General features: G+C 59.6%; 19 protein-coding genes. 10 read left to right on the forward strand and 9 right to left on the reverse strand.

What is annotated here, in order from left to right; all coding sequences use genetic code 11:
• Positions 1–8: 8 nt before the first annotated feature.
• From ACXAC3_RS00830 to ACXAC3_RS00855, 6 genes are all read left to right on the forward strand, one after another.
• Positions 9–1,007 (forward strand): BMP family lipoprotein, encoded by a 999-nt coding sequence (locus ACXAC3_RS00830; RefSeq protein ID WP_475154442.1) that lies wholly within the window; start codon positions 9–11, stop codon positions 1,005–1,007.
• A 94-nt stretch (positions 1,008–1,101) separates the two neighbouring features.
• Positions 1,102–2,631 (forward strand): ABC transporter ATP-binding protein, encoded by a 1,530-nt coding sequence (locus ACXAC3_RS00835; RefSeq protein ID WP_475154444.1) that lies wholly within the window; start codon positions 1,102–1,104, stop codon positions 2,629–2,631.
• 3 nt (positions 2,632–2,634) lie between these two features.
• The gene (locus ACXAC3_RS00840; protein WP_475154447.1) at positions 2,635–3,729 is read left to right on the forward strand and encodes an ABC transporter permease; all 1,095 of its coding nucleotides are present in this window, start codon (positions 2,635–2,637) and stop codon (positions 3,727–3,729) included.
• A complete protein-coding gene (locus ACXAC3_RS00845; RefSeq protein WP_475154449.1) occupies positions 3,729–4,739 on the forward strand; it encodes an ABC transporter permease in 1,011 nt (336 codons plus the stop codon). Before ACXAC3_RS00840 ends, ACXAC3_RS00845 begins: the two co-directional genes overlap by 1 nt.
• Before the next feature lie 356 nt (positions 4,740–5,095).
• The gene (locus tag ACXAC3_RS00850) at positions 5,096–6,016 is read left to right on the forward strand and encodes a sulfite exporter TauE/SafE family protein (RefSeq protein ID WP_475154451.1); all 921 of its coding nucleotides are present in this window, start codon (positions 5,096–5,098) and stop codon (positions 6,014–6,016) included.
• A gap of 2 nt (positions 6,017–6,018) precedes the next feature.
• Entirely contained in the window at positions 6,019–6,786 is a 768-nt protein-coding gene (locus ACXAC3_RS00855) for a TIGR02186 family protein (RefSeq protein WP_475154453.1), read from the forward strand.
• Between the two features lie 3 nt (positions 6,787–6,789).
• On the opposite strand, the gene ACXAC3_RS00860 is transcribed toward ACXAC3_RS00855, so the two are convergent.
• The 7 genes from ACXAC3_RS00860 to ACXAC3_RS00890 form a co-directional block, all read right to left on the reverse strand.
• Positions 6,790–7,518 carry an SDR family oxidoreductase gene (locus tag ACXAC3_RS00860; protein WP_475154454.1) on the reverse strand — a complete coding sequence of 243 codons (729 nt, stop codon included), beginning with the start codon at positions 7,516–7,518 and terminating at the stop codon, positions 6,790–6,792.
• Positions 7,515–9,047 carry an AAA family ATPase gene (locus ACXAC3_RS00865; protein WP_475154456.1) on the reverse strand — a complete coding sequence of 511 codons (1,533 nt, stop codon included), beginning with the start codon at positions 9,045–9,047 and terminating at the stop codon, positions 7,515–7,517. The genes ACXAC3_RS00860 and ACXAC3_RS00865 overlap by 4 nt, the downstream gene beginning before the upstream one ends.
• A gap of 60 nt (positions 9,048–9,107) precedes the next feature.
• Positions 9,108–9,746 carry an acyl-homoserine-lactone synthase gene (locus ACXAC3_RS00870; RefSeq protein WP_475154458.1) on the reverse strand — a complete coding sequence of 213 codons (639 nt, stop codon included), beginning with the start codon at positions 9,744–9,746 and terminating at the stop codon, positions 9,108–9,110.
• 84 nt (positions 9,747–9,830) lie between these two features.
• Positions 9,831–10,532 carry a helix-turn-helix transcriptional regulator gene (locus ACXAC3_RS00875; RefSeq protein WP_475154460.1) on the reverse strand — a complete coding sequence of 234 codons (702 nt, stop codon included), beginning with the start codon at positions 10,530–10,532 and terminating at the stop codon, positions 9,831–9,833.
• Positions 10,489–10,707, reverse strand: a complete 219-nt coding sequence (locus tag ACXAC3_RS00880; protein ID WP_475154463.1) for a hypothetical protein — start codon at positions 10,705–10,707, stop codon at positions 10,489–10,491. The genes ACXAC3_RS00875 and ACXAC3_RS00880 overlap by 44 nt, the downstream gene beginning before the upstream one ends.
• A gap of 205 nt (positions 10,708–10,912) precedes the next feature.
• The gene (gene ccrA / locus ACXAC3_RS00885; protein WP_475154469.1) at positions 10,913–12,199 is read right to left on the reverse strand and encodes a crotonyl-CoA carboxylase/reductase; all 1,287 of its coding nucleotides are present in this window, start codon (positions 12,197–12,199) and stop codon (positions 10,913–10,915) included.
• A gap of 112 nt (positions 12,200–12,311) precedes the next feature.
• Positions 12,312–13,700, reverse strand: coding sequence for a 1-acyl-sn-glycerol-3-phosphate acyltransferase (locus ACXAC3_RS00890; protein WP_475154471.1), 1,389 nt, complete (start codon positions 13,698–13,700; stop codon positions 12,312–12,314).
• A gap of 145 nt (positions 13,701–13,845) precedes the next feature.
• On the opposite strand from ACXAC3_RS00890, the gene ACXAC3_RS00895 reads away from it, so the two are divergent.
• From ACXAC3_RS00895 to deoD, 3 genes are all read left to right on the forward strand, one after another.
• The gene (locus ACXAC3_RS00895) at positions 13,846–15,813 is read left to right on the forward strand and encodes a methylmalonyl-CoA mutase family protein (protein ID WP_475154477.1); all 1,968 of its coding nucleotides are present in this window, start codon (positions 13,846–13,848) and stop codon (positions 15,811–15,813) included.
• Between the two features lie 123 nt (positions 15,814–15,936).
• A complete protein-coding gene (locus ACXAC3_RS00900) occupies positions 15,937–16,254 on the forward strand; it encodes an H-NS histone family protein (RefSeq protein WP_475154481.1) in 318 nt (105 codons plus the stop codon).
• A gap of 17 nt (positions 16,255–16,271) precedes the next feature.
• Positions 16,272–16,985 carry a purine-nucleoside phosphorylase gene (deoD, locus tag ACXAC3_RS00905; protein WP_475154483.1) on the forward strand — a complete coding sequence of 238 codons (714 nt, stop codon included), beginning with the start codon at positions 16,272–16,274 and terminating at the stop codon, positions 16,983–16,985.
• Between the two features lie 262 nt (positions 16,986–17,247).
• On the opposite strand, the gene ACXAC3_RS00910 is transcribed toward deoD, so the two are convergent.
• Together ACXAC3_RS00910 and ACXAC3_RS00915 are read right to left on the reverse strand one after the other, a co-directional pair.
• Entirely contained in the window at positions 17,248–17,394 is a 147-nt protein-coding gene (locus tag ACXAC3_RS00910) for a hypothetical protein (protein WP_475154486.1), read from the reverse strand.
• Between the two features lie 118 nt (positions 17,395–17,512).
• Positions 17,513–18,292 (reverse strand): succinate dehydrogenase iron-sulfur subunit, encoded by a 780-nt coding sequence (locus tag ACXAC3_RS00915; RefSeq protein WP_475154491.1) that lies wholly within the window; start codon positions 18,290–18,292, stop codon positions 17,513–17,515.
• A gap of 173 nt (positions 18,293–18,465) precedes the next feature.
• Between ACXAC3_RS00915 and ACXAC3_RS00920 the strand changes: the two genes are divergently transcribed.
• Positions 18,466–19,527 carry a glycosyltransferase family 4 protein gene (locus tag ACXAC3_RS00920; RefSeq protein ID WP_475154494.1) on the forward strand — a complete coding sequence of 354 codons (1,062 nt, stop codon included), beginning with the start codon at positions 18,466–18,468 and terminating at the stop codon, positions 19,525–19,527.
• Positions 19,528–19,571: the final 44 nt, after the last annotated feature.

Below are 19,571 nucleotides of genomic sequence, written 5' to 3' on the forward strand. Positions count from 1 at the left end.
AGTATGAAATGACCCTGATGAAATCCTTGATGGGTGCCGCCGCCGCTGTCGCTTTGACTGCGGGTGCGGCGATGGCCGAACCGGCCCTGATCTTTGATCTGGGCGGCAAGTTCGACAAATCGTTCAACGAGGCCGCGCATAACGGTGCGCAGCGCTGGGCCGACGAGACCGGCGGAACGTACCGTGAGATCGAATTGCAGTCCGAAGCCCAGCGCGAACAGGCGCTGCGCCGTTTTGCCGAAGCAGGTGCCAACCCCATCATCACCATGGGTTTCGCGATGGCTGACCCGCTCTCGGCTGTTGCGGGCGACTATCCCGACACCAAGTTCGTCGCCGTTGACGTGAACTGGCTGGACGCGCCGAACATCCGCCAGGTCAGCTTTGCCGAGCACGAAGGCTCGTATCTGGTCGGCATGATGGCCGCCATGGCGTCGGAATCGGGCACCGTGGGCTTTATCGGCGGCATGGACATTCCGCTGATCCGCCACTTTGGCTGCGGCTATGCGCAGGGCGCCAAGGCCGTGAACCCAGACATCAACGTTGTCGCCAACATGACCGGGACCACCCCGGCCGCGTGGAACGACCCGGTGAAAGGGTCCGAACTGACCAAGGCCCAGATCAGCCAGGGCGCTGACGTGATCTATGCGGCTGCAGGCGGCACTGGCGTGGGTGTTCTGCAAACCGCGGCCGACGAGGGCATCCTGTCGATCGGCGTGGACAGCAACCAGAACCACCTGCACCCGGGCAAGGTACTGACCTCGATGCTGAAGCGCGTGGACGTTGCCGTCTATGACGCCATGAGCGCAGGCGAAAACCTTGAGACCGGCGTATTCGCCATGGGTCTGGCCGAAGAGGGCGTGGGCGTCGCAATGGACGACAACAACGCAACCCTGGTGACCGACGACATGAAAGGCGCGATCGACAAGGCGCGTCAGGACATCATCGATGGCAATGTCGCGGTTGTCAGCTATTACGAGAACGACAGCTGCCCCGCACTGCAGTTCTGATATCCTGCGGGACGGGGGAATGCCCTCCGCCCCGCATCCACTTTGCCGTTCCGGCCTTGGACCGGGCGGCCCTTTCGGCAATTGAGGACAAGACATGACCGTCCCCGCCATTGAGCTCAAAGGGATCTCCAAAGCCTTTGGGCCGGTTCAGGCCAACAAAGACATTTCCATCAGCGTCGCCCCCGGCACGATCCACGGGATCATCGGAGAGAACGGTGCGGGCAAATCCACGCTGATGAGCATTCTCTACGGCTTCTACAAAGCCGATAAAGGTGAGATCTGGATCAACGGATCAAAGACCGACATCCCTGACAGCCAGGCGGCCATCGCCGCGGGCATCGGGATGGTGTTTCAGCACTTTAAGCTGGTCGAAAACTTCACCGTTCTGGAAAACATCGTTCTGGGTGCCGAAGATGGCGGCCTGCTGGCCCCGTCTCTGGCCAAGGCGCGCAAGGAACTGAAGGCGCTGGAAGAGGAATACGAGTTGTTCGTCGATCCCGACATGCGAATCGACGAGATCGGCGTGGGCATGCAGCAGCGTGTTGAAATTCTCAAGGCGCTGTACCGCCGGGCCGAGATTTTGATTCTGGACGAACCCACCGGCGTGCTGACCCCGGCCGAGGCCGATCAGCTGTTCCGCATCCTCGACCGTCTGCGCGCCGAAGGAAAAACCATCATCCTGATCACCCACAAACTGCGGGAAATCATGGACGCCACGGACACGGTATCGGTGATGCGCCGGGGTCAGATGACCGCGACCGTTAAGACGACCGAAACCAACCCGCAGGAACTGGCCGAACTGATGGTGGGCCGCAAGGTGCTGCTACAGGTCGACAAAGTGCCCGCCCAGCCGGGCAAACCCATTTTGGAAATCGAAAACCTGCGGGTTTCGGACGACGCCGGTGTCGAACGGGTCAAGGGCATCGACCTGACTGTGCGCGCGGGCGAGATCGTCGGTATTGCCGGTGTTGCCGGCAACGGCCAGTCGGAACTGCTGGAGGTTCTGGGCGGGATGCGCCCCGGACAGGGAATGATCCGGCTGAACGGCGCGCCACTGGCGCTTAGCGGTCCTGGTTCAGATGGCCAGGCCCGGCGCGCGCAGCACATCGCACATGTGCCGGAAGACCGGCAGCGCGAAGGTCTGATCATGGACTTCCACGCCTGGGAAAACGTGGCCTTCGGCTATCATCGGGATCCCGCCTATAAGCGTGGCATCTTCATGGACAACGCGGCGCTGCGCGCCGACACCGAGGCCAAGATCGAAAAATTCGACGTGCGCCCGCCCGATGGCTGGCTGGCCGCCAAGAACTTTTCCGGCGGCAACCAGCAGAAAATCGTTGTCGCGCGCGAGATCGAGCGTAACCCCGATCTGTTGCTGGTCGGGCAACCGACCCGGGGCGTGGATATCGGTGCGATCGAATTCATTCACAAGCAGATCGTCGCCCTGCGCGATCAGGGCAAAGCGATCCTGCTGGTCTCGGTCGAGTTAGAGGAGATCTTCTCGCTCTCCGACCGGATCGCGGTGATGTTTGACGGACATATCATGGGCGAGCGCCTGCCCCATGAGACAGATGAAAAAGAACTGGGCCTGCTGATGGCCGGCGTTGCGGGAGAGGCCGCGTGAACCATGGATAAAATGCCCAAATGGGCCGATGTCGTTCTGATCCCGCTGATCAGTCTGATACTGGCCGCAATTCTATCGGCGCTGGTCATCCTCGCCATCGGTGAAAACCCGGCGGAGGCCGTAAACCTGATGGTGACGGGCGCGCTGGGGTCGACCTATGGCTGGGGCTATACGCTCTATTACGCGACCAATTTCATGTTCACCGGGCTGGCGGTGGCGGTGGCGTTTCACGCCCGGCTGTTCAACATCGGCGGCGAAGGTCAGGCGATGCTGGGTGGCCTTGGCGTCGCCATCGTCTGCCTGTACGTGCCGTGGCCGCATTGGAGCATTGCCCTGCTGGCTGCCTGTGCGGCCTCGATGCTGTTCGGCGCGGCCTGGGCTGCGATCCCGGCCTATCTGCAGGCCAAGCGCGGCAGCCATATCGTGATCACAACGATCATGTTCAACTTTATTGCCGCGGCGCTTCTGAACTACATGCTGGTTAACGTGATGCGTCCGCAGGGGTCACAGGACCCGGCAACGGCGCGTTTCGCCGAAACCGTACATCTGCCAACCTTCCAGTCGATGTTCTCGACCGCCGAAAATGCGGTGTTCCGCGGCGCGCCGGCCAATATCTCGTTCTTTGTGGCCATTCTGGCCTGCGTCGTCGTATGGGCCCTGATCTGGCGGACGCGGCTGGGCTATGAAATCCGTGCATACGGCCATTCCGAAACCGGTGCGGTCTATGCCGGCATCTCTCCGGTCCGCATCACCATCATCGCAATGCTGATCTCGGGCGCACTGGCCGGTCTGATGGCGATCAACAACGTGATGGGCGAGGCAGAGCGGCTGGTTTTGAACTCCACCGAAGGTGCGGGCTTTATCGGCATCGCTGTGGCGCTGATGGGCCGGTCCCATCCGTTCGGCGTATTCCTGGCGGCGATCCTGTTCGGCTTCCTCTATCAGGGCGGCGCTGAACTGGCGCTGTGGACCTCGATCCCGCGCGAGCTGATCGTCGTCATTCAGGCGCTGGTGATCCTGTTTACAGGGGCGCTGGACAACATGGTGCGGATGCCGCTTGAGAGACTGTTCCTCAACCTGCGGAAGGGGGCAGAGTGATGGAGTTCTTCGTAACACTCATTCAGGTCCTCGATTCGACCATCCGTCTGGCCACGCCGCTGCTTCTGGCCTGCCTTGCGGGGCTTTATTCGGAACGGGCCGGTATTTTCGACATCGGGCTTGAAGGCAAGATGCTGATGGCCGCCTTTTTCTCGGCAGCCATCGCGGCGGTGACCGGGTCGGTTTGGCTGGGTCTTCTGGCTGGGATCGCCTCGTCCCTGCTGCTTTCCGGGCTGCATGGTCTGGCCTCGATCACGTTCCGGGGCAATCAGCTGATCTCGGGCGTCGCCATCAACTTTCTGGCGGCCGGCATGACGGTTCTGGTGGCGCAAAGCTGGTTCCAGCAGGGCGGCCGCACGCCCTCGTTGTTTGGTGGGGGGCGCTTTGAATCTGCTGAGTTTCCCTATGCCATTGGGCCAGAGGACGCGGAACTGACCGGACGATCGGTTTCGGACCTGATGACGGATACCAATGTCGTGCATCTTGTCTATTCCGAACTTCTGTCCGGCCACTCGATTCTGGTCTATGTCGCATTCCTGATGGTCCCTGCCACCTGGTGGGTTCTGTTTCGCACCCGCTTCGGTCTGCGCCTGCGCGCTGTGGGTGAAAACCCCGCCGCGGTGGACACGGCTGGTGTCTCGGTCGTAGGCCTGCGCTACGCCGCTGTCGCAATCTGTGGTGTGCTGTGCGGTATCGCCGGGGCCTATCTGGCCACCGCTCTGCAGGCGGGTTTTGTCAAGGACATGACCGCCGGGCGCGGGTTCATCGCGCTGGCCGCGCTGATCTTTGCGAAATGGCGGCCGTGGCATGCGATGTGGGCCTGTCTGCTGTTCGGTCTGTTGCAGGCAATCGCGCTGCGTTTCCAGAACATCGATCTGGGCGGTGTGGTGATCCCGGTGCAGGTCATGGACGCCCTGCCCTATATCCTGACCGTGGTCATTCTGGCCGGGTTCGTGGGCAAGGCAATCCCGCCGCGCGCCGGTGGCGAGCCCTATGTGAAAGAACGCTGATAGGTCCAGTTTCAGACTGATTTCAGTCCTGTTCGCTGCAGAGCGGCATGCAGAGTTGATTTTGCATGCCGCAACCGTTCTAAAGAGGTATGAATGTGTTTCCTGTGATAGCCGGCCAAAGGCCAACCCGAGTCAGGGTGATCGCAGCACAGGACCGCCCCGGATACGGGGCGCATTTCATTAACAAGCCTGATCTGACTGCCCGCGGCACTGCGCGCGCCCTGCAAGGCAGATCGATTTTCGCCATGCGGCCACAGGGTATTTCGCCCGTGCGCCGCATCAAAGCCTCACCATTATGTCATGGGGCCGGGCGGTGCGCTTTGCGCGTTCCGGCCAGCCTCATCCGGTAATTCAATATGCAGATTTACCTTCCTATCGCCGAAGTCTCTGTGAACGCCTTTCTTCTGCTGGGGCTGGGCGGGATGGTCGGTATCCTGTCAGGCATGTTCGGCGTCGGTGGCGGGTTCCTGATGACACCGCTGCTGTTTTTCATCGGCATTCCGCCTGCTGTCGCCGTTGCGACCGAAGCCAATCAGATCGTGGCCTCGTCCTTTTCGGGCGTTCTGGCGCATTTCCGACGAAAGACCGTTGATTTCAAAATGGGGACGGTCCTTTTAAGCGGCGGCCTGATCGGCGCGGCGCTTGGGGTCGTGGTGTTCAACTACCTCAAGAGCCTGGGTCAGGTCGATCTGTTGGTGACGCTGTGCTATGTCGTCTTTCTTGGCGTTGTCGGCAGCCTGATGTTCGTCGAAAGCCTGAATGCCCTTCGCAAATCCAAAAGACCGGGCACGGGGCCTGCACCACGCCGCCAGCGCGGTTGGGTTCATGCGATGCCGTTCAAGATGCGTTTTCGCACGTCGGGCCTTTATATCTCGGTTCTGCCGCCGATGCTGGTCGGGCTTTGCGTTGGGGTCCTGTCGGCCATCATGGGTGTCGGCGGCGGCTTCATCATGGTGCCCGCGATGATCTATCTGCTGGGCATGCCCACCAAGGTCGTGGTGGGTACGTCGCTGTTCCAGATCATCTTCGTGACCGCCTTTACCACCATGTTGCATGCCACCACCAACTATACGGTCGATATCGTTCTGGCCGTTCTGTTGCTGGTTGGCGGCGTTGTCGGGGCCCAGATCGGAACCGTGATCGGTTCACGGATGCCGGCCGAGCAATTGCGGGTATTGCTGGCCGCGCTCGTGCTGGTGGTCTGCGGCAAGCTCGCCCTCGACCTTTTGCTGGAACCGTCGGAACTCTACTCGCTTGGCAATGGCGGGGGGCACTGACCATGCTGAGACGTCTGCTTCTGATATTGCTTTTGTGCTGCACCCCGGCGCTGGCCGAGGAAGAACAGGTCGTTCTGGGCCTCAGCCAGGATCGGGTTGCCATCACCGCCAATTTCGACGGCTCGGAAATCCTGATTTTTGGCGCGGTGAAACGCGAATCCCCAATCCCGTCCGGGCCGCCGCTTGAGGTGATCGTGGCGGTGGCCGGACCGTCCAGCCCGGTGACCGTCCGGCGCAAGTCGCGAAAGCTGGGCATCTGGGTCAATACCGACAGCGTTCTGGTCGACCTCGCCCCCAGCTTCTACGCAGTGGCAACCAGCGCGCCGCTGGACGATATCCTGACCGACACCGAAGACCTGCGAAACCGGATCTCGATCGAGCGGGCGATCCGTTCGGTTGGCGCGGCCATGCATATCCGCGGCGCACAGGATTTTGCCGATGCCGTTGTGCGTATCCGCGAAGACGAGGGGCTCTACTCGATCCGCGAGGACACGGTGGCCGTGGACGAACAGACCCTGTTCCGTACCTCGATCGAAATGCCTGCCGACCTGACCGAGGGTGACTATGTCGCCCGGATATTCCTGACCCGTGGCGGTGAGGTCGTATCGCAGTTCCAGACCACAATCGACGTGCGCAAGGTCGGGTTGGAGCGGTTCCTTTACAACATGTCCCGTCAGCAACCGGTCTGGTACGGGCTCATGTCGCTGGTCATTGCAATTGCGGCCGGATGGGGCGCATCGACCGCGTTCCGCCTGTTGCGGGAAAACTGATCGCTAACCCCGGCCTATATAGGGCATCGTGGTCGCCATGACGGTCATGAACTGCACATTGGCTTCCAGCGGCAGGCTGGCCATGTGCAGCACCGAACGCGCCGCATCTTCAACGGCCATGGTCGGATCAGGTTGCTGCCCGGCGGCGGTTGCCGCGTCCACCAGCCCCTGAACCATCTGCGTTCGGGCGTTGCCGATATCAATCTGGCCGCAGGCAATCCCAAAATCGCGCCCATCCAGAGACAGGCTGCGGGTCAGGCCGGTTATCGCATGTTTCGTTGCTGAATAATGGACCGAATTGGGACGCGGCACATGCGCGGCAATCGATCCGTTGTTGATGATCCGCCCGCCCTGCGGAGATTGGTGCCGCATGGCGCGAAACGCCGCTCGTGCGCACAGGAACATGCCGTTCAGGTTCACGTTGACGCTCTGATACCAGTCCTCCAGCGCGATCTCGTCAATCGTGCCGCCGGGCGCGAAAATGCCTGCATTGTTGAACAGGACATCCAGTCGGCCCGTATGATCCTGAAACGTCGCGAAGGCGGTCTGAACTGCATCCGCATCGGTCACATCCGCGACCAATACGATTGCGTTTTCGTGGCCGGATGCCACCTGATGCAGCCTGTCGGCGCTGCGGGCCAGCAAACCCACCGTCCAGCCCTCGGACAAAAACAGCTCTGCCGTGGCCTTTCCGATGCCGGAGCTTGCGCCGGTTACGATGATGGAATTCATATCTCCTCCGCCTCCAATGTCAGCGAGGCCACCGGCGCTGCCCGCAGATCGTCCACGCGCAGCGGATGGGTGGGCTTGGCCAGCCGATTACGAACCACCCAGATCAGACGTTCCTGCGCGCGTGTGATGGCCACATAGGCCAGGCGTTTCCACAGCGGCTGCCCCGCCTCGGTCCGGCCCATCCGAGCGGCGGCGTAAATGTCCGGCGCAAAGACCTGAACCGTGTCCCATTGCGAACCCTGCGCCTTGTGAATGGTCACCGCGGCGCCGTGCAGAAAGGTCGCGCCCATGCGTGCGGCATAGGGAATGAAAGGCTCTTCCTCATCCGGTTTTTCAATTTTGACGATGGACGCGGCGCTGACTTGCGGGTCTTCGGCCCCCATCACGTGCAGGCGTGAAAAACCCGGCTTGCGCCCCGGCCCCAGATAGATGACCTGCGCGCCCTTGATCAGCCCGCGCGCCTCAAGGTCCAGACGTTTCTTGCGGTGCTTCAGTGGCAGTTCAATGCCATCACAGATCAGCGGCTCGCCTTCCAGCAATTCGGTTTCCGGCGCGCCATGCACCTGTCTGAAGGCCTGAATCAGACGGATACGCGTGGCGTTGCGCCAGACCAGAACCGGGCTGCGGGCCATCAGATCAACCTCGACCCGCTGCCCCCAGAAGACGCGGTCGTCCTTTCGCGCGGTCTGCTCGACCAGACGTTCGAAACCCTCGAACCCCATCTGCGGATCGGCCAGAGCATGGGCCAGATCCAGAATCGGGTTGTCGGCCTCCTGTCGGTGGACCCGGTGCAATACCTGTTTGCGCGGTTCGGGCAGCCCGTCGAACACCATGCTGCCCGACTGATTGACCGGGGCCAGCTGCGCCGGATCACCGAACAAAAAGAGGGTCGGAAAGATCTCCTGCAGGTCTTCGAATTGCCGGTCATCCAGCATCGAGGCTTCGTCGACGAACCCGATGTCCAGCGGCTCATCCCGGCGTTTCCAGCCGGTGATGAAATCCGATCCGCGCAGCCCGGCGGCGGCCAGGGCACCGGGGATGGACTTGTTATTTTGATAAAACGCAGCCGCACGATCCAGCGCCTCGTCCGTCAGGCCTTCGATCTCGGGGCGCTCATCATTGCCGGCCAGCCATTCGGCGATCCGTTCGTATTCCGGGTCATAGACCGGGGTATAGAGGATGCGGTGAATCGTCGTCGCCGGCACACCTCGCAGGCGCAGAACACTGGCGGCCTTGTTAGTTGGGGCAAGGATGGCCAGGCTGCGCTTTTCCCGCGCTTTGCGGCTTTCAAAATCGCCGGAAACGATCTGAACGCCGGTTTCGGCCAGCGCCTTGTACAATTTCGCCAGCAACAGTGTTTTGCCCGACCCCGCCTTGCCGATCACCGCCATAACGCCGGATTTTCCGTTGCCCGGCAGTTTCAGCAGGGCATCGTCGTCCAGATCGACACCGGCCGTTTTCAGCATCTCGGCGATGCTGTCATACGCGGCGGCCTGATCATCGGAGAAGGTGACTGGGGGCAATGACATGGCGCGACCCTACAGGGCCGCGCCAGCTATCACCAGATATGGATTTTTGTTTTCCGACGATTACGCGGACAGGGCGAACCGATGCTGCCGCCCCGTCCCAAACGCTGTTTTGAACCACAGGCGGGACAGCTCACGCGGGATGCCGGCGCGTTCAGCCACGCGGTTGCAATCGTCAGCCGAATAAGGCCACAGCCCGACCGAAATCTGATCGCGCCCCGCCCCTTCGGTGCCCAAAACAACAGGCGACGACCCGATCAGGCGGTAAATCCGGATCATTCGCGCGTCGAACACCCCGGCAATATGGGTCAAGCCGAACCCCTCCATCACCTCACCGCCGCTCAGCATGATGGCTCCGGCTGTGTGCGGGCTCGCCCGGCGCGACAGGCAGAACCGGGTCACTTCCCAGATCAGCGGGCTATGGATCGGACGGCCGCCGGTCAGGTGCCCGAACACCTCGTTTACCATAACTGGGCCGGTGGTCGGCAGAATGCGCATGGACCCGCCGTGGCTGCCATCCTCTTCCTCCCAAATGACATACAGGGGGTTGAGATCGTCATACTGATCCCGTTCCTCTCCCCTGTCATTGACGTGAACATCCCAGCCCAGTCGGGTTTTGAACTGGTCCGCGCGGTCGCGGAACATCCCCTTGGCCAATTCTGGATACTTGTGCAGCTCGTCGGCATACAGATAGCGCAACATGACTTTTTTCCCCTTGTCGTCCTGTGCAGGAACGAAGGGGGTACAAAGTCATGGTTAATTTCCGGTTCGGAGGGCGCGCGGGCCTTAAACCACTATTAATCCTCTGCTCAACGCCGTGGCGATGGCATGGGTGGTATTCTGCGCCCCAAGTTTGGCGCGGGCGCTTTCGATATAGACCCGGAGCGTATGTTCCGAGATCGACAGAGAATGCGCCACTTGCGCCCGGCTATAGCCTAGGGCCAGCAGGGTGATGGCGTCCACCTCTCGCGGGGACAAACCACGCGCGGCGTCCGGTTGCCGGTTGCTTTCGAATTCCAGGGCCTTTCGGTTGAAGAAATGGGCGATCAGGATCAACTCGCGCCCATACGCTTCGATGAACTTCTGCCAATTGGCGTCGTCGCAGGAATGATTGACCGTGAACAGCGCAAACTGCCCTTTCGGCCCGCGGATCGGGATCGAATACCCCTGATTGCCGACCCCGTGGCTGCGGGCATCCTGCAAGAAGGCTTTCGCCACTTTGCCGGACCAGTCCAGCGTTTTCCAATCCACCGGGTGGAACCGTTGGAAACACCCCAATATGACCGGATCAATTCGGTGGTAATTTCTTTCCTGATAACGTGCGGCCCAGGCATCGGGATAGGTCGTATAGCCGTATTGATCGCCGGCACCATCGACCCAATGGTAAATCAGATGTTCAACTTGCAGCCGATCCCGCAACCGGACCGCAACGTCGCTTAATTCGTCAAGCGTGCTGGTGTTTTCCAAGTCCTCCAGGACCTGGCCCATATCGAGATTTATTCCCATCCGCGGGCGCCCGTACCTCAGTCTGCATGGACGCAATCTCGGCGGCGGCGATCAGCTTGGTGTCATCCAGCTGCTCGGCGAGCGCGATCAAACCGTTCTCAACAGCGAAGGCGTTGAGGTCCGACAAAACGTCCAGTATCCACTCATTCTGCGCCATCAGGGTCTCTCCGAAACGGTTAACGAAGGGTTAACACAACCATAGCATGTAAGGTATTTTTCAGCCTATTCACTGGTTTCTACTCCCCAAAAACAGCGGGGGTGCGATCTGTAACCCATTGAAAAATTTAACATCACCGCCAAAAACTCAGCGCCCGAGAACCGACAGGGCGATTCGCGGGCGCTGGATCATTTTTTCTGGTGAATTACCCGCGCGCGTCCAGAACCTCTTCCAAAGTGCGCATTCCCGTCCGCGGGGCCTGAACCAGAACCGACATATTGCCGGGCTTATGTTCGTTCCGCATCATCTTCATATGCGCCTCGGGCAGGTCGCTCCAGGAAAACACCTCGGACATGCAGGGATCCAGACGGCGCTCGACCATCAACTGGTTCGCGGCGGATGCCTGTTTGAGGTGGGCAAAATGCGAGCCCTGCAGGCGTTTCTGGTGCATCCACATATAGCGTACGTCGAAGGTCAGGTTATAGCCGGTGGTGCCAGCGCAGATCACGACCATGCCGCCCTTTTTCACCACAAACGTGGACACCGGGAAAGTGCTTTCGCCCGGGTGTTCGAACACCAAGTCGACATTCACGCCCTTGCCGGTGATGTCCCAGATGGCCTTGCCGAACTTGCGGGCCTCCTTGAACCACTCGGCGTATTCCGGCGTGTTGACCGTGGGCAATTGACCCCAGCAGTTGAAATCCTTGCGGTTGATGACGCCTTTTGCGCCCAGTCCCATGACGAAGTCGCGCTTGCTTTCGTCCGAGATCACGCCAATCGCATTTGCACCCGCGGTATTGATGAGCTGGATCGCATAAGACCCCAGACCGCCCGACGCGCCCCAGACCAGAACGTTCTGACCCGGCTTCAGGTCATGCGGCTCGTGCCCGAACAGCATCCGGTAGGCGGTGGCCAGCGTTAGCGTGTAGCAGGCGCTTTCTTCCCAGGTCAGGTGCTTGGGGCGCGGCATCAGCTGCTGGGCCTGCACATTGGTAAACTGGGCAAACGAGCCATCCGGCGTCTCATAGCCCCAGATCCGCTGGCTGTCCGAATACATCGGGTCGCCACCGTTGCAAGCCTCGTCGTCGCCGTCGTCCTGGTTGCAATGGATCACAACCTCATCGCCGACTTTCCAGCGGCGCACCTTGTCACCAACCGCCCAAACGATGCCCGATGCGTCGGAACCGGCGATGTGGAACGGCTGACCGTGACCATCAAACGGGCTGATCGGCTTGCCCAGCGACGCCCAGACGCCGTTGTAGTTGACGCCGGCCGCCATCACCAGAACCAGCACTTCGTGGCTGTCCAGCTTGGGTACATCCACCACTTCCAGCTGCATGGCCGTGTTGGGTTCGCCGTGACGCTCTTTGCGGATAGCCCAGGCGTACATTTTCTTGGGGACGAATCCCATCGGAGGGATTTCACCCATTTCATAGAGGTCTTTTTCCGGTGCCTCGTACGACGCGATGCCGCTGTCGGTGTCCAAAGCCATGTTGGCCTCCTTGTCTCCTAAACCTTTGCCGCGATGCAGAATCGCTTGCATTATGGATGAGATATTGGGCTAAAAGAAATATTGCAATAGATTTCGCCGTCATTTTGTAATTTTATGACCCAGCGGATGCAGAAATTTCTTTCGCAGTCGCAGCAATGACTTGCTTTGCGTTCAGCGGCGCCGAGGCTGCGTAGAATTCCAGAAGATCAACCCTTTGACCTGACAGGGATAATACTCCGCCGCTGCGGTTCAGAATACGACGCTCGACCAGCTGATCTATGGCGGCCCGGACAGGTTCACGGTCCGGGGTTGTGGAAATTCCGTCACGTCGCATCAGATTGGCGATCACCTCAACAGCGTCCGCTTCGGGCATTTCCCCCTTTTCGCGCAGCAGCCAGCATGCCGCAGGACCTGGCACAAGTGGAATTTCCGCCGCGATCCCGGCCATCAGATCCCTGGCCAGGTCTGTCATCAGGTCCTTCTCATGCGCTTTGCGGAAAGTCCGCAGCGAAATCGGCTGACCGTATCGGACCGAGGCCATCCCAAACCGTTTGTACCGCCCGACCAGCCGTCGCGCGATCTGCTTGAGGATCCATCTGGTGATGACCCCGATACGGGCGCGAAACCGTCTTTGCGTTCCCAGCGCGGCCTTGGTCAGAATCGTGTCTTCCAGCACGCGGTCATAATTCAGCGCGACCGGAACGAACACAACATCCTGCCCATCCTGCGCGGTGCCGTCGATGATATATTTCAGCAGGCCCAGTTTCGGTCGCCCCAACGCCCCGGTCAGGCTCAGCCCGCCTTCCGGGAACATTGCCTGTGTCACGCCTGCCTCGGTCGCGTGGCGGACGTAACACGCCAGGACCTGACGATACAGATCACTGCCTGACTTGCGCCGGATGAAATAAGCCCCCATGGCCCGTATCAGGCGGCTGAGCGGCCAGACACGGGCCCATTCCCCCACCGCATAAGACAGTGCGGATTGCTGTGCGGCCAGATAAGTGACCAGAACATAATCCATGTTGCTGCGGTGGTTCATGACAAAAACGACCGTCGCATCCGGGTCGATGCCCTTCAGCGCGTCTTCGTCCTTGTAACTCAGCCGCACGTCATAAAACGCATTGCTCAGCATCCGGGCCAACCGGATTGCGACACTGAAATAGGCCACTGCGGAAAAGGATGGCACAATCTCGCGGGCGTAACGCCGGGCCTGCTCAAAGGCGACCGCCTCGGGAATTCCGGTCTCCTGCGCGTGGGCCTGCACGGCCTGTCCGACCTGCGGATCATAGATCAGTCGCTGGATCATGTCGTGACGCCGCGCCAGTTTGAAAGGCTGAATCGGCCGCTGCAGGCGGGTGTTCAGACGCTTCACCGCGCGCTCCAGGCGCCGGCGAAAAAACCATCTCACCGAAGGAAACAGGAAATGCGAGGCAAGTGTGACCGCGGCAAACACCACGATCAGCAAAAACAGCCACAGCGGAAGTTCCACGGTCTGGGTCATGCCCCGCACCCTGCCACCAAACGTTTCGTCCTACAAACAGAAGAACCCACTATGCCGCGACGCAGCGAATTGACATGTCCCAAAAATTGCGCTTTAGAACCCCTGTACGTAATTTTGTTGCCCACCCGAAACACGAGGCTCCGCCATGACGCAGACGCAGAAAGATCGCCCCTGGCTCATCCGAACCTATGCCGGTCATTCCACCGCCAAAGCCTCGAACGCGTTGTACCGGGGCAATCTGGCCAAGGGGCAGACCGGGTTGTCCGTGGCGTTCGATCTGCCGACGCAAACGGGTTATGACAGCGATCACACGCTGGCGCGCGGCGAGGTGGGCAAAGTCGGTGTGCCGATCGGGCATCTGGGCGACATGCGGGTTCTGTTCGATCAAATTCCGCTGGAACAGATGAACACTTCCATGACGATCAACGCGACAGCGCCCTGGCTGCTGGCGCTTTATATCGCTGTGGCGGAAGAACAGGGCGCGGATATCTCCAAGCTGCAGGGCACGGTTCAGAACGATCTGATCAAGGAATACCTGAGCCGCGGTACCTATGTCTGCCCGCCGAAACCATCCCTGAAAATGATCGCGGATGTGGCCGAGTATTGCTATTCCAACGTGCCGAAATGGAACCCGATGAACGTGTGTTCCTATCACCTGCAAGAGGCCGGTGCGACGCCTGAACAGGAACTGGCCTATGCGCTGGCCACCGCCATTGCCGTTCTGGACGAATTGCGCCCCCGCGTCCCGGCTGAGGATTTTCCAGCCCTTTGCGGGCGGATTTCGTTCTTCGTGAACGCGGGCATTCGGTTTGTTACCGAAATGTGCAAAATGCGCGCCTTTGTCGACCTTTGGGATGAAATTCTGCAACAGCGCTATGGCGTGGAAAACCCGAAATTCCGTCGATTCCGATATGGCGTTCAGGTGAATTCGCTCGGCCTGACCGAACAGCAGCCGGAAAACAACGTTTACCGTATCCTGATCGAGATGCTGGCCGTGACCCTGTCGAAAAAGGCGCGCGCCCGGGCTGTCCAATTGCCCGCCTGGAACGAGGCGCTCGGCCTACCGCGCCCGTGGGATCAGCAGTGGTCGATGCGGATGCAGCAGATTCTGGCTTATGAAACCGACCTGCTGGAATATGGAGATCTGTTCGACGGCAACCCGGCTGTGGACGCCAAGGTCGAAGAACTGAAAAAGGGCGCCCGTGCTGAACTGGCAAATCTGGATTCGATGGGGGGCGCGGTCGCTTCGATCGAATACATGAAATCCCGTCTGGTCGATTCAAACGCCGAACGCCTGAACCGGATCGAGCGGAACGAAACTGTTGTAGTTGGCGTAAACAAATGGACAGATGGCGAAGCCTCGCCATTGCAGACCGAGGACGGCGGCATCATGGTCGTCGATCCGGCGGTAGAGCAGGAACAGATCGACCGGCTGAACGCATGGCGTGCGGAACGCGACAACGCAGCCGTATCAGCGGCTCTGGCCGCGCTACGGCAGGCGGCGCAATCCGGGGCCAATGTGATGGAACCCTCAATCGCCGCAGCAAAGGCCGGCGTCACCACTGGTGAATGGGCCGAGGAAATGCGCAAGGTCTACGGCACCTATCGCGGCCCGACCGGCGTGTCCGGCTCGGTATCGAACAAAACCGAAGGTCTGGACGACCTGCGCGCAGCGGTGGACACGGTCAGCGACAAGCTGGGCCGCCGCCTGAAGTTCCTGGTCGGCAAGCCCGGTCTGGACGGACATTCCAACGGGGCCGAGCAGATCGCCTTTCGCGCCCGCGACTGCGGCATGGACATCAGTTACGAGGGAATTCGCCTGACACCCGAGGAAATCGTGACCGCCGCAATCGAGGACAAGGCGCATGTGATTGGCCTGTCGATCCTGTCGGGCAGCCACGTCCCGCTGGTGCAGGATGTCATGGCCCGCCTGCGCGAGGCCGGGCTGGACAACGTCCCGGTGGTTGTCGGCGGCATCATCCCGGACGACGACGCAGCCAAGCTGAAGGCGATGGGTGTTTCCAAAATCTATACCCCCAAGAATTTTGAACTGAACGCGATCATGGGGGATATCGTCACGCTGGTTGATCCGCAGACCCTCGCGGCGGAGTAACTTTCGTACGATCAATTGATTTCTCTGCCTCTATTCCTTTGACGAAAGGGATAGATAATTTCCGAAATTAGAATTACGGTGAAAGCGCGTCCGCCGAAGTCAAATTTCGAATTGGAGAATAAAATGGCGATCAACCTAGACAAAATGTCGCGCAAAGAACTTCTTGAATTGCGCGATCAGGTTGAAAGGGCGCTGAGAAGCGCCGAAAAACGAGAGCGTAAAGAAGCTTTGAAAGCGGCCGAAAAAGCGGCCGCTGAATTCGGGTACTCGCTTTCTGAATTGTCGAGCGAAGGCACCAAAGGCCCTAAGAGTTTGAAAGCAAGCGCGAAATACAGAAACCCCGCGAACCCGGAACAGACCTGGTCAGGGCGCGGACGCAAACCACAGTGGATTTACGATGCTCTGCAATCGGGTGCGGATATTTCTGATTTGGAAATCTGACAGGAATTGGTTTCGAAATGACAATTCATATTGGCGCCGAAAAAGGCGATATCGCTGAAACCGTATTAATGCCAGGTGATCCGTATCGGGCAAAATGGGCGGCAGAGACGTTTTTGGACCAGCCAAAACTGGTCAATAACGTGCGCGGAATGCTGGGTTTTACCGGAAGCTGGAAGGGAAATCCGGTTACAATTCAGGGCAGCGGCATGGGCATGCCGTCCCTGTCGATTTATGCCAACGAACTGATCCGGGATTTCGGGGCGAAGACTCTGATTCGCATCGGGTCCTGCGGTGGAATGCAGGACAGCATCAAGGTCCGCGACGTCATTCTGGCGATGACATCAACGACGCTCAGCACTCCGTCACGCGGTATCATGAAAGAGATGAACTTTGCCCCTTGCGCCGATTGGGGTCTGCTTCAGGCCGCTGCTCGGGCCGCGGCGGCCAAGGGAACACCCACGCATGTCGGCGGGATCTACTCGTCCGATGTATTCTATGATGAGCGTCCGGATCTGAATGAACAGATGGTCCGGCATGGAATTCTTGGGGTCGAGATGGAAGCCGCCGAGCTTTACATTCTGGCGGCGCGTCACAAATGTCGGGCTCTGGCCGTGCTCACCGTTTCCGACCATTTGCTGACTGGCGAGGCTTTGCCGTCATCCGAGCGCGAGAGCAGTTTTGGCGATATGGTCGAAATTGCGCTGCACGCGGCCTTTTCGGAGGCCGCCTAATAGCTGATTGAGGGCGCCGCCCCTAGGGGCTGCGCAGGCAGCGGGTCGGTGTATCGGCCCCTTCCTGCTGCGCCCCGCAAAAGGCGCAGACCCAGACCCCTTCCTTTCGGTGTTGCCGCCAACGGCAATCCCGGGTCAAGGACGATGAACGCGCCCGCCACAGAAAATAGGCGAACACTCCGGCGGCCAGTATGAGCAACAAAACGGGCATGCCGATTCATTGCCCGCTTTGGTTCGGATTTGCAAGTTTCGGAAGGTCGGATCAGGCGGCGTTTGCGTATTCGAACAAGTCGGGTTCGCGCTGCGTGGTCGGCTGCTTTTGTTCCGGGCTGTAATAGGCCCATGCCTGTTCCAGCAGTTCAAGGGCTTCAGCCGCAGGTGTCTTGTTTTCAGAATTTCGTGTCTGCATCGGAGCGATTCCGTTTCGGTTTCATCACCCCTCCCTGTCCGAAAGATAGGTCCGAACAGGGATCAGCGCATGGCATATTTCCGCATTCACGCTATGCGCTGGTTGCAAAGCCCGGCGATCAGACCGCCCGTTCGACCATCATCTTCTTGATCTCTGCAATCGCCTTGGCCGGATTCAATCCCTTCGGGCAGGTCTTTGCACAGTTCATGATCGTGTGGCAGCGGTACAGTTTGAACGGATCTTCCAGATCGTCCAGACGCTCACCCGTGGCCTCGTCCCGGCTGTCGATGATCCAGCGGTAAGCATGCAGCAACGCGGCGGGGCCAAGATAGCGATCTCCGTTCCACCAGTAGCTGGGGCACGACGTCGAACAGCTGGCGCACATCACGCATTCATAGAGACCATCCAGCTTCTTACGGTCTTCGATGGACTGCTTCCATTCCTTCGCCGGCCGGTTGGTCTTGGTTTCCAGCCACGGCATGATACTGGCGTGCTGCGCGTAGAAATGGGTCAGGTCGGGGATCAGGTCCTTGACGACCGGCATGTGCGGCAACGGGTAAATCTTCACATCACCCTTGATCTCATCCATGCCGTAGATACAGGCCAGCGTGTTGATCCCGTCGATATTCATCGCGCAGGACCCGCAGATGCCTTCGCGGCAGGACCGGCGGAAGGTCAGGGTCGGATCGATCTCGTTCTTGATCTTGATCAGCGCGTCCAGAACCATCGGGCCGCAATTGTCCATATCAACGAAATAGGTATCCACCCGGGGATTCTGCCCATCGTCGGGGTTCCAGCGATAGATCTGAAACTTGCGAACGTTGCTGGCACCTTCCGGCTTGGGCCAGGTTTTACCGGTGGTGATCCGGGAATTTTTTGGCAGGGTGAGTTGTACCATTTCCGACCTCGCTAAATTCCCGTAAATGGATACACGCTGAGACCCCGAAAGCCAACCGTTTTGCCTTGAAAACAGTCAAGAAAATTGGGCAAAATCGCCTTCATGAACCCACCGCGTAATGGGAGCCCACCTTGCCCGATCGAAAACAGATTGGGCCGGTTTCAGGACAGTGAATGCCAAGCAAAGTCGTCAACATCCCCTACGGCACAAAAAACCCGTATCAGAACATGATGTACATGTCCTGCGCGCCGGAATTTACGCTGGCGGCGGCACGAAACGCGGAAATCAACAGCTTTGGAAGACCCGAGTTCCGGTCCGAGAATGACATTGTTCACCTCCATTGGGACGACCGGCTTTTTCGCATGCCGGATGAAGATGGCGCACCACCGGATCAGGGGTTTCTGCGTGCGCGGGACCAGCTGAAAGGGTTTCAGGATCAGGGCGGGCGCGTCATCTGGACAATTCACAATCGGTTCGCACATTCACGGACCAGCCAAAGCGACGGCTTTCGCGCCGTTCGCCAGCAGCTTTCCGATCTGGTCGATCTGATTCATGTGCACACACCGCACGCCCGCCAGCATATGATCGAGGTTTACGGCGCGGACCCCGGCAAAATCCGGTTGATCCCGCATCCCAGCTATCTGGGTGTCTATGAGCCCGAGGACTCGACGATCAATCGCCCGATGGCGCATCGCGATTTTACCCGGTTTTTGACCTTTGGAACCATGCGCGGGAACCGCGAGCTTGAGCGGCTGGAACATGCTGCAAAAAAGCTGGTGAACCGGGGTTATGACTTTCATTTGTCGGTGGTTGGCCGGGTGTTCTGGCCCGGGCGCCACCTGATGCGCCAGATGCAGAGCAACCCGAAAGTCACCGTCATCCCCGACCGCATCCCGGATCAGGACATACCTGCCGTATTTTCCGGCGCGCATGCCTATGTCTTGCCGTCGACGACAACCTTCACATCCGGCACCGCCATGCTGGCGCAGACCTTTGGCCTGCCGATTATCGGGCCAGATATCGAACCGCACAGACAGACGACCCCGGAAGAGTGTCACGACCTGCTGTATTCAACGCAAAATCACCGGGGATTGATCCGGATGATGAAGCATGTGATCGAGATGCCCGAGGAAGAGCTGATCGCGAAACGGCGTGCGTGTTTCGAATTTGCCAAAGAACGCAGCCCGGCCCGCATTTCCGGCGACCTGAAGCGCGCATTGTCGGAATTGCTGTAAGCCGTGGCCTCATAACGTGTTATCAGGCAATTTCAATCCGGACC

Source organism: Ruegeria sp. ABV4_181 (assembly GCF_056158465.1).

What these genes read in the sequence shown, in the direction of transcription:
- ACXAC3_RS00850 (WP_475154451.1), top strand. Translation starts at nt 5,096, where the DNA reads ATGCAGATTTACCTTCCTATCGCCGAAGTCTCTGTGAACGCCTTTCTT.
- ACXAC3_RS00875 (WP_475154460.1), bottom strand. Translation starts at nt 10,532, where the DNA reads ATGGGCCAGGTCCTGGAGGACTTGGAAAACACCAGCACGCTTGACGAA.
- ACXAC3_RS00900 (WP_475154481.1), top strand. Translation starts at nt 15,937, where the DNA reads ATGGCGATCAACCTAGACAAAATGTCGCGCAAAGAACTTCTTGAATTG.
- ACXAC3_RS00920 (WP_475154494.1), top strand. Translation starts at nt 18,466, where the DNA reads ATGCCAAGCAAAGTCGTCAACATCCCCTACGGCACAAAAAACCCGTAT.
- deoD (WP_475154483.1), top strand. Translation starts at nt 16,272, where the DNA reads ATGACAATTCATATTGGCGCCGAAAAAGGCGATATCGCTGAAACCGTA.
- ACXAC3_RS00830 (WP_475154442.1), top strand. Translation starts at nt 9, where the DNA reads ATGACCCTGATGAAATCCTTGATGGGTGCCGCCGCCGCTGTCGCTTTG.
- ACXAC3_RS00840 (WP_475154447.1), top strand. Translation starts at nt 2,635, where the DNA reads ATGGATAAAATGCCCAAATGGGCCGATGTCGTTCTGATCCCGCTGATC.
- ACXAC3_RS00865 (WP_475154456.1), bottom strand. Translation starts at nt 9,047, where the DNA reads ATGTCATTGCCCCCAGTCACCTTCTCCGATGATCAGGCCGCCGCGTAT.
- ACXAC3_RS00910 (WP_475154486.1), bottom strand. Translation starts at nt 17,394, where the DNA reads ATGCAGACACGAAATTCTGAAAACAAGACACCTGCGGCTGAAGCCCTT.
- ACXAC3_RS00845 (WP_475154449.1), top strand. Translation starts at nt 3,729, where the DNA reads ATGGAGTTCTTCGTAACACTCATTCAGGTCCTCGATTCGACCATCCGT.
- ACXAC3_RS00915 (WP_475154491.1), bottom strand. Translation starts at nt 18,292, where the DNA reads ATGGTACAACTCACCCTGCCAAAAAATTCCCGGATCACCACCGGTAAA.
- ACXAC3_RS00890 (WP_475154471.1), bottom strand. Translation starts at nt 13,700, where the DNA reads ATGACCCAGACCGTGGAACTTCCGCTGTGGCTGTTTTTGCTGATCGTG.
- ACXAC3_RS00870 (WP_475154458.1), bottom strand. Translation starts at nt 9,746, where the DNA reads ATGTTGCGCTATCTGTATGCCGACGAGCTGCACAAGTATCCAGAATTG.
- ACXAC3_RS00860 (WP_475154454.1), bottom strand. Translation starts at nt 7,518, where the DNA reads ATGAATTCCATCATCGTAACCGGCGCAAGCTCCGGCATCGGAAAGGCC.
- ACXAC3_RS00880 (WP_475154463.1), bottom strand. Translation starts at nt 10,707, where the DNA reads ATGGCGCAGAATGAGTGGATACTGGACGTTTTGTCGGACCTCAACGCC.
- ACXAC3_RS00855 (WP_475154453.1), top strand. Translation starts at nt 6,019, where the DNA reads ATGCTGAGACGTCTGCTTCTGATATTGCTTTTGTGCTGCACCCCGGCG.
- ccrA (WP_475154469.1), bottom strand. Translation starts at nt 12,199, where the DNA reads ATGGCTTTGGACACCGACAGCGGCATCGCGTCGTACGAGGCACCGGAA.
- ACXAC3_RS00835 (WP_475154444.1), top strand. Translation starts at nt 1,102, where the DNA reads ATGACCGTCCCCGCCATTGAGCTCAAAGGGATCTCCAAAGCCTTTGGG.
- ACXAC3_RS00895 (WP_475154477.1), top strand. Translation starts at nt 13,846, where the DNA reads ATGACGCAGACGCAGAAAGATCGCCCCTGGCTCATCCGAACCTATGCC.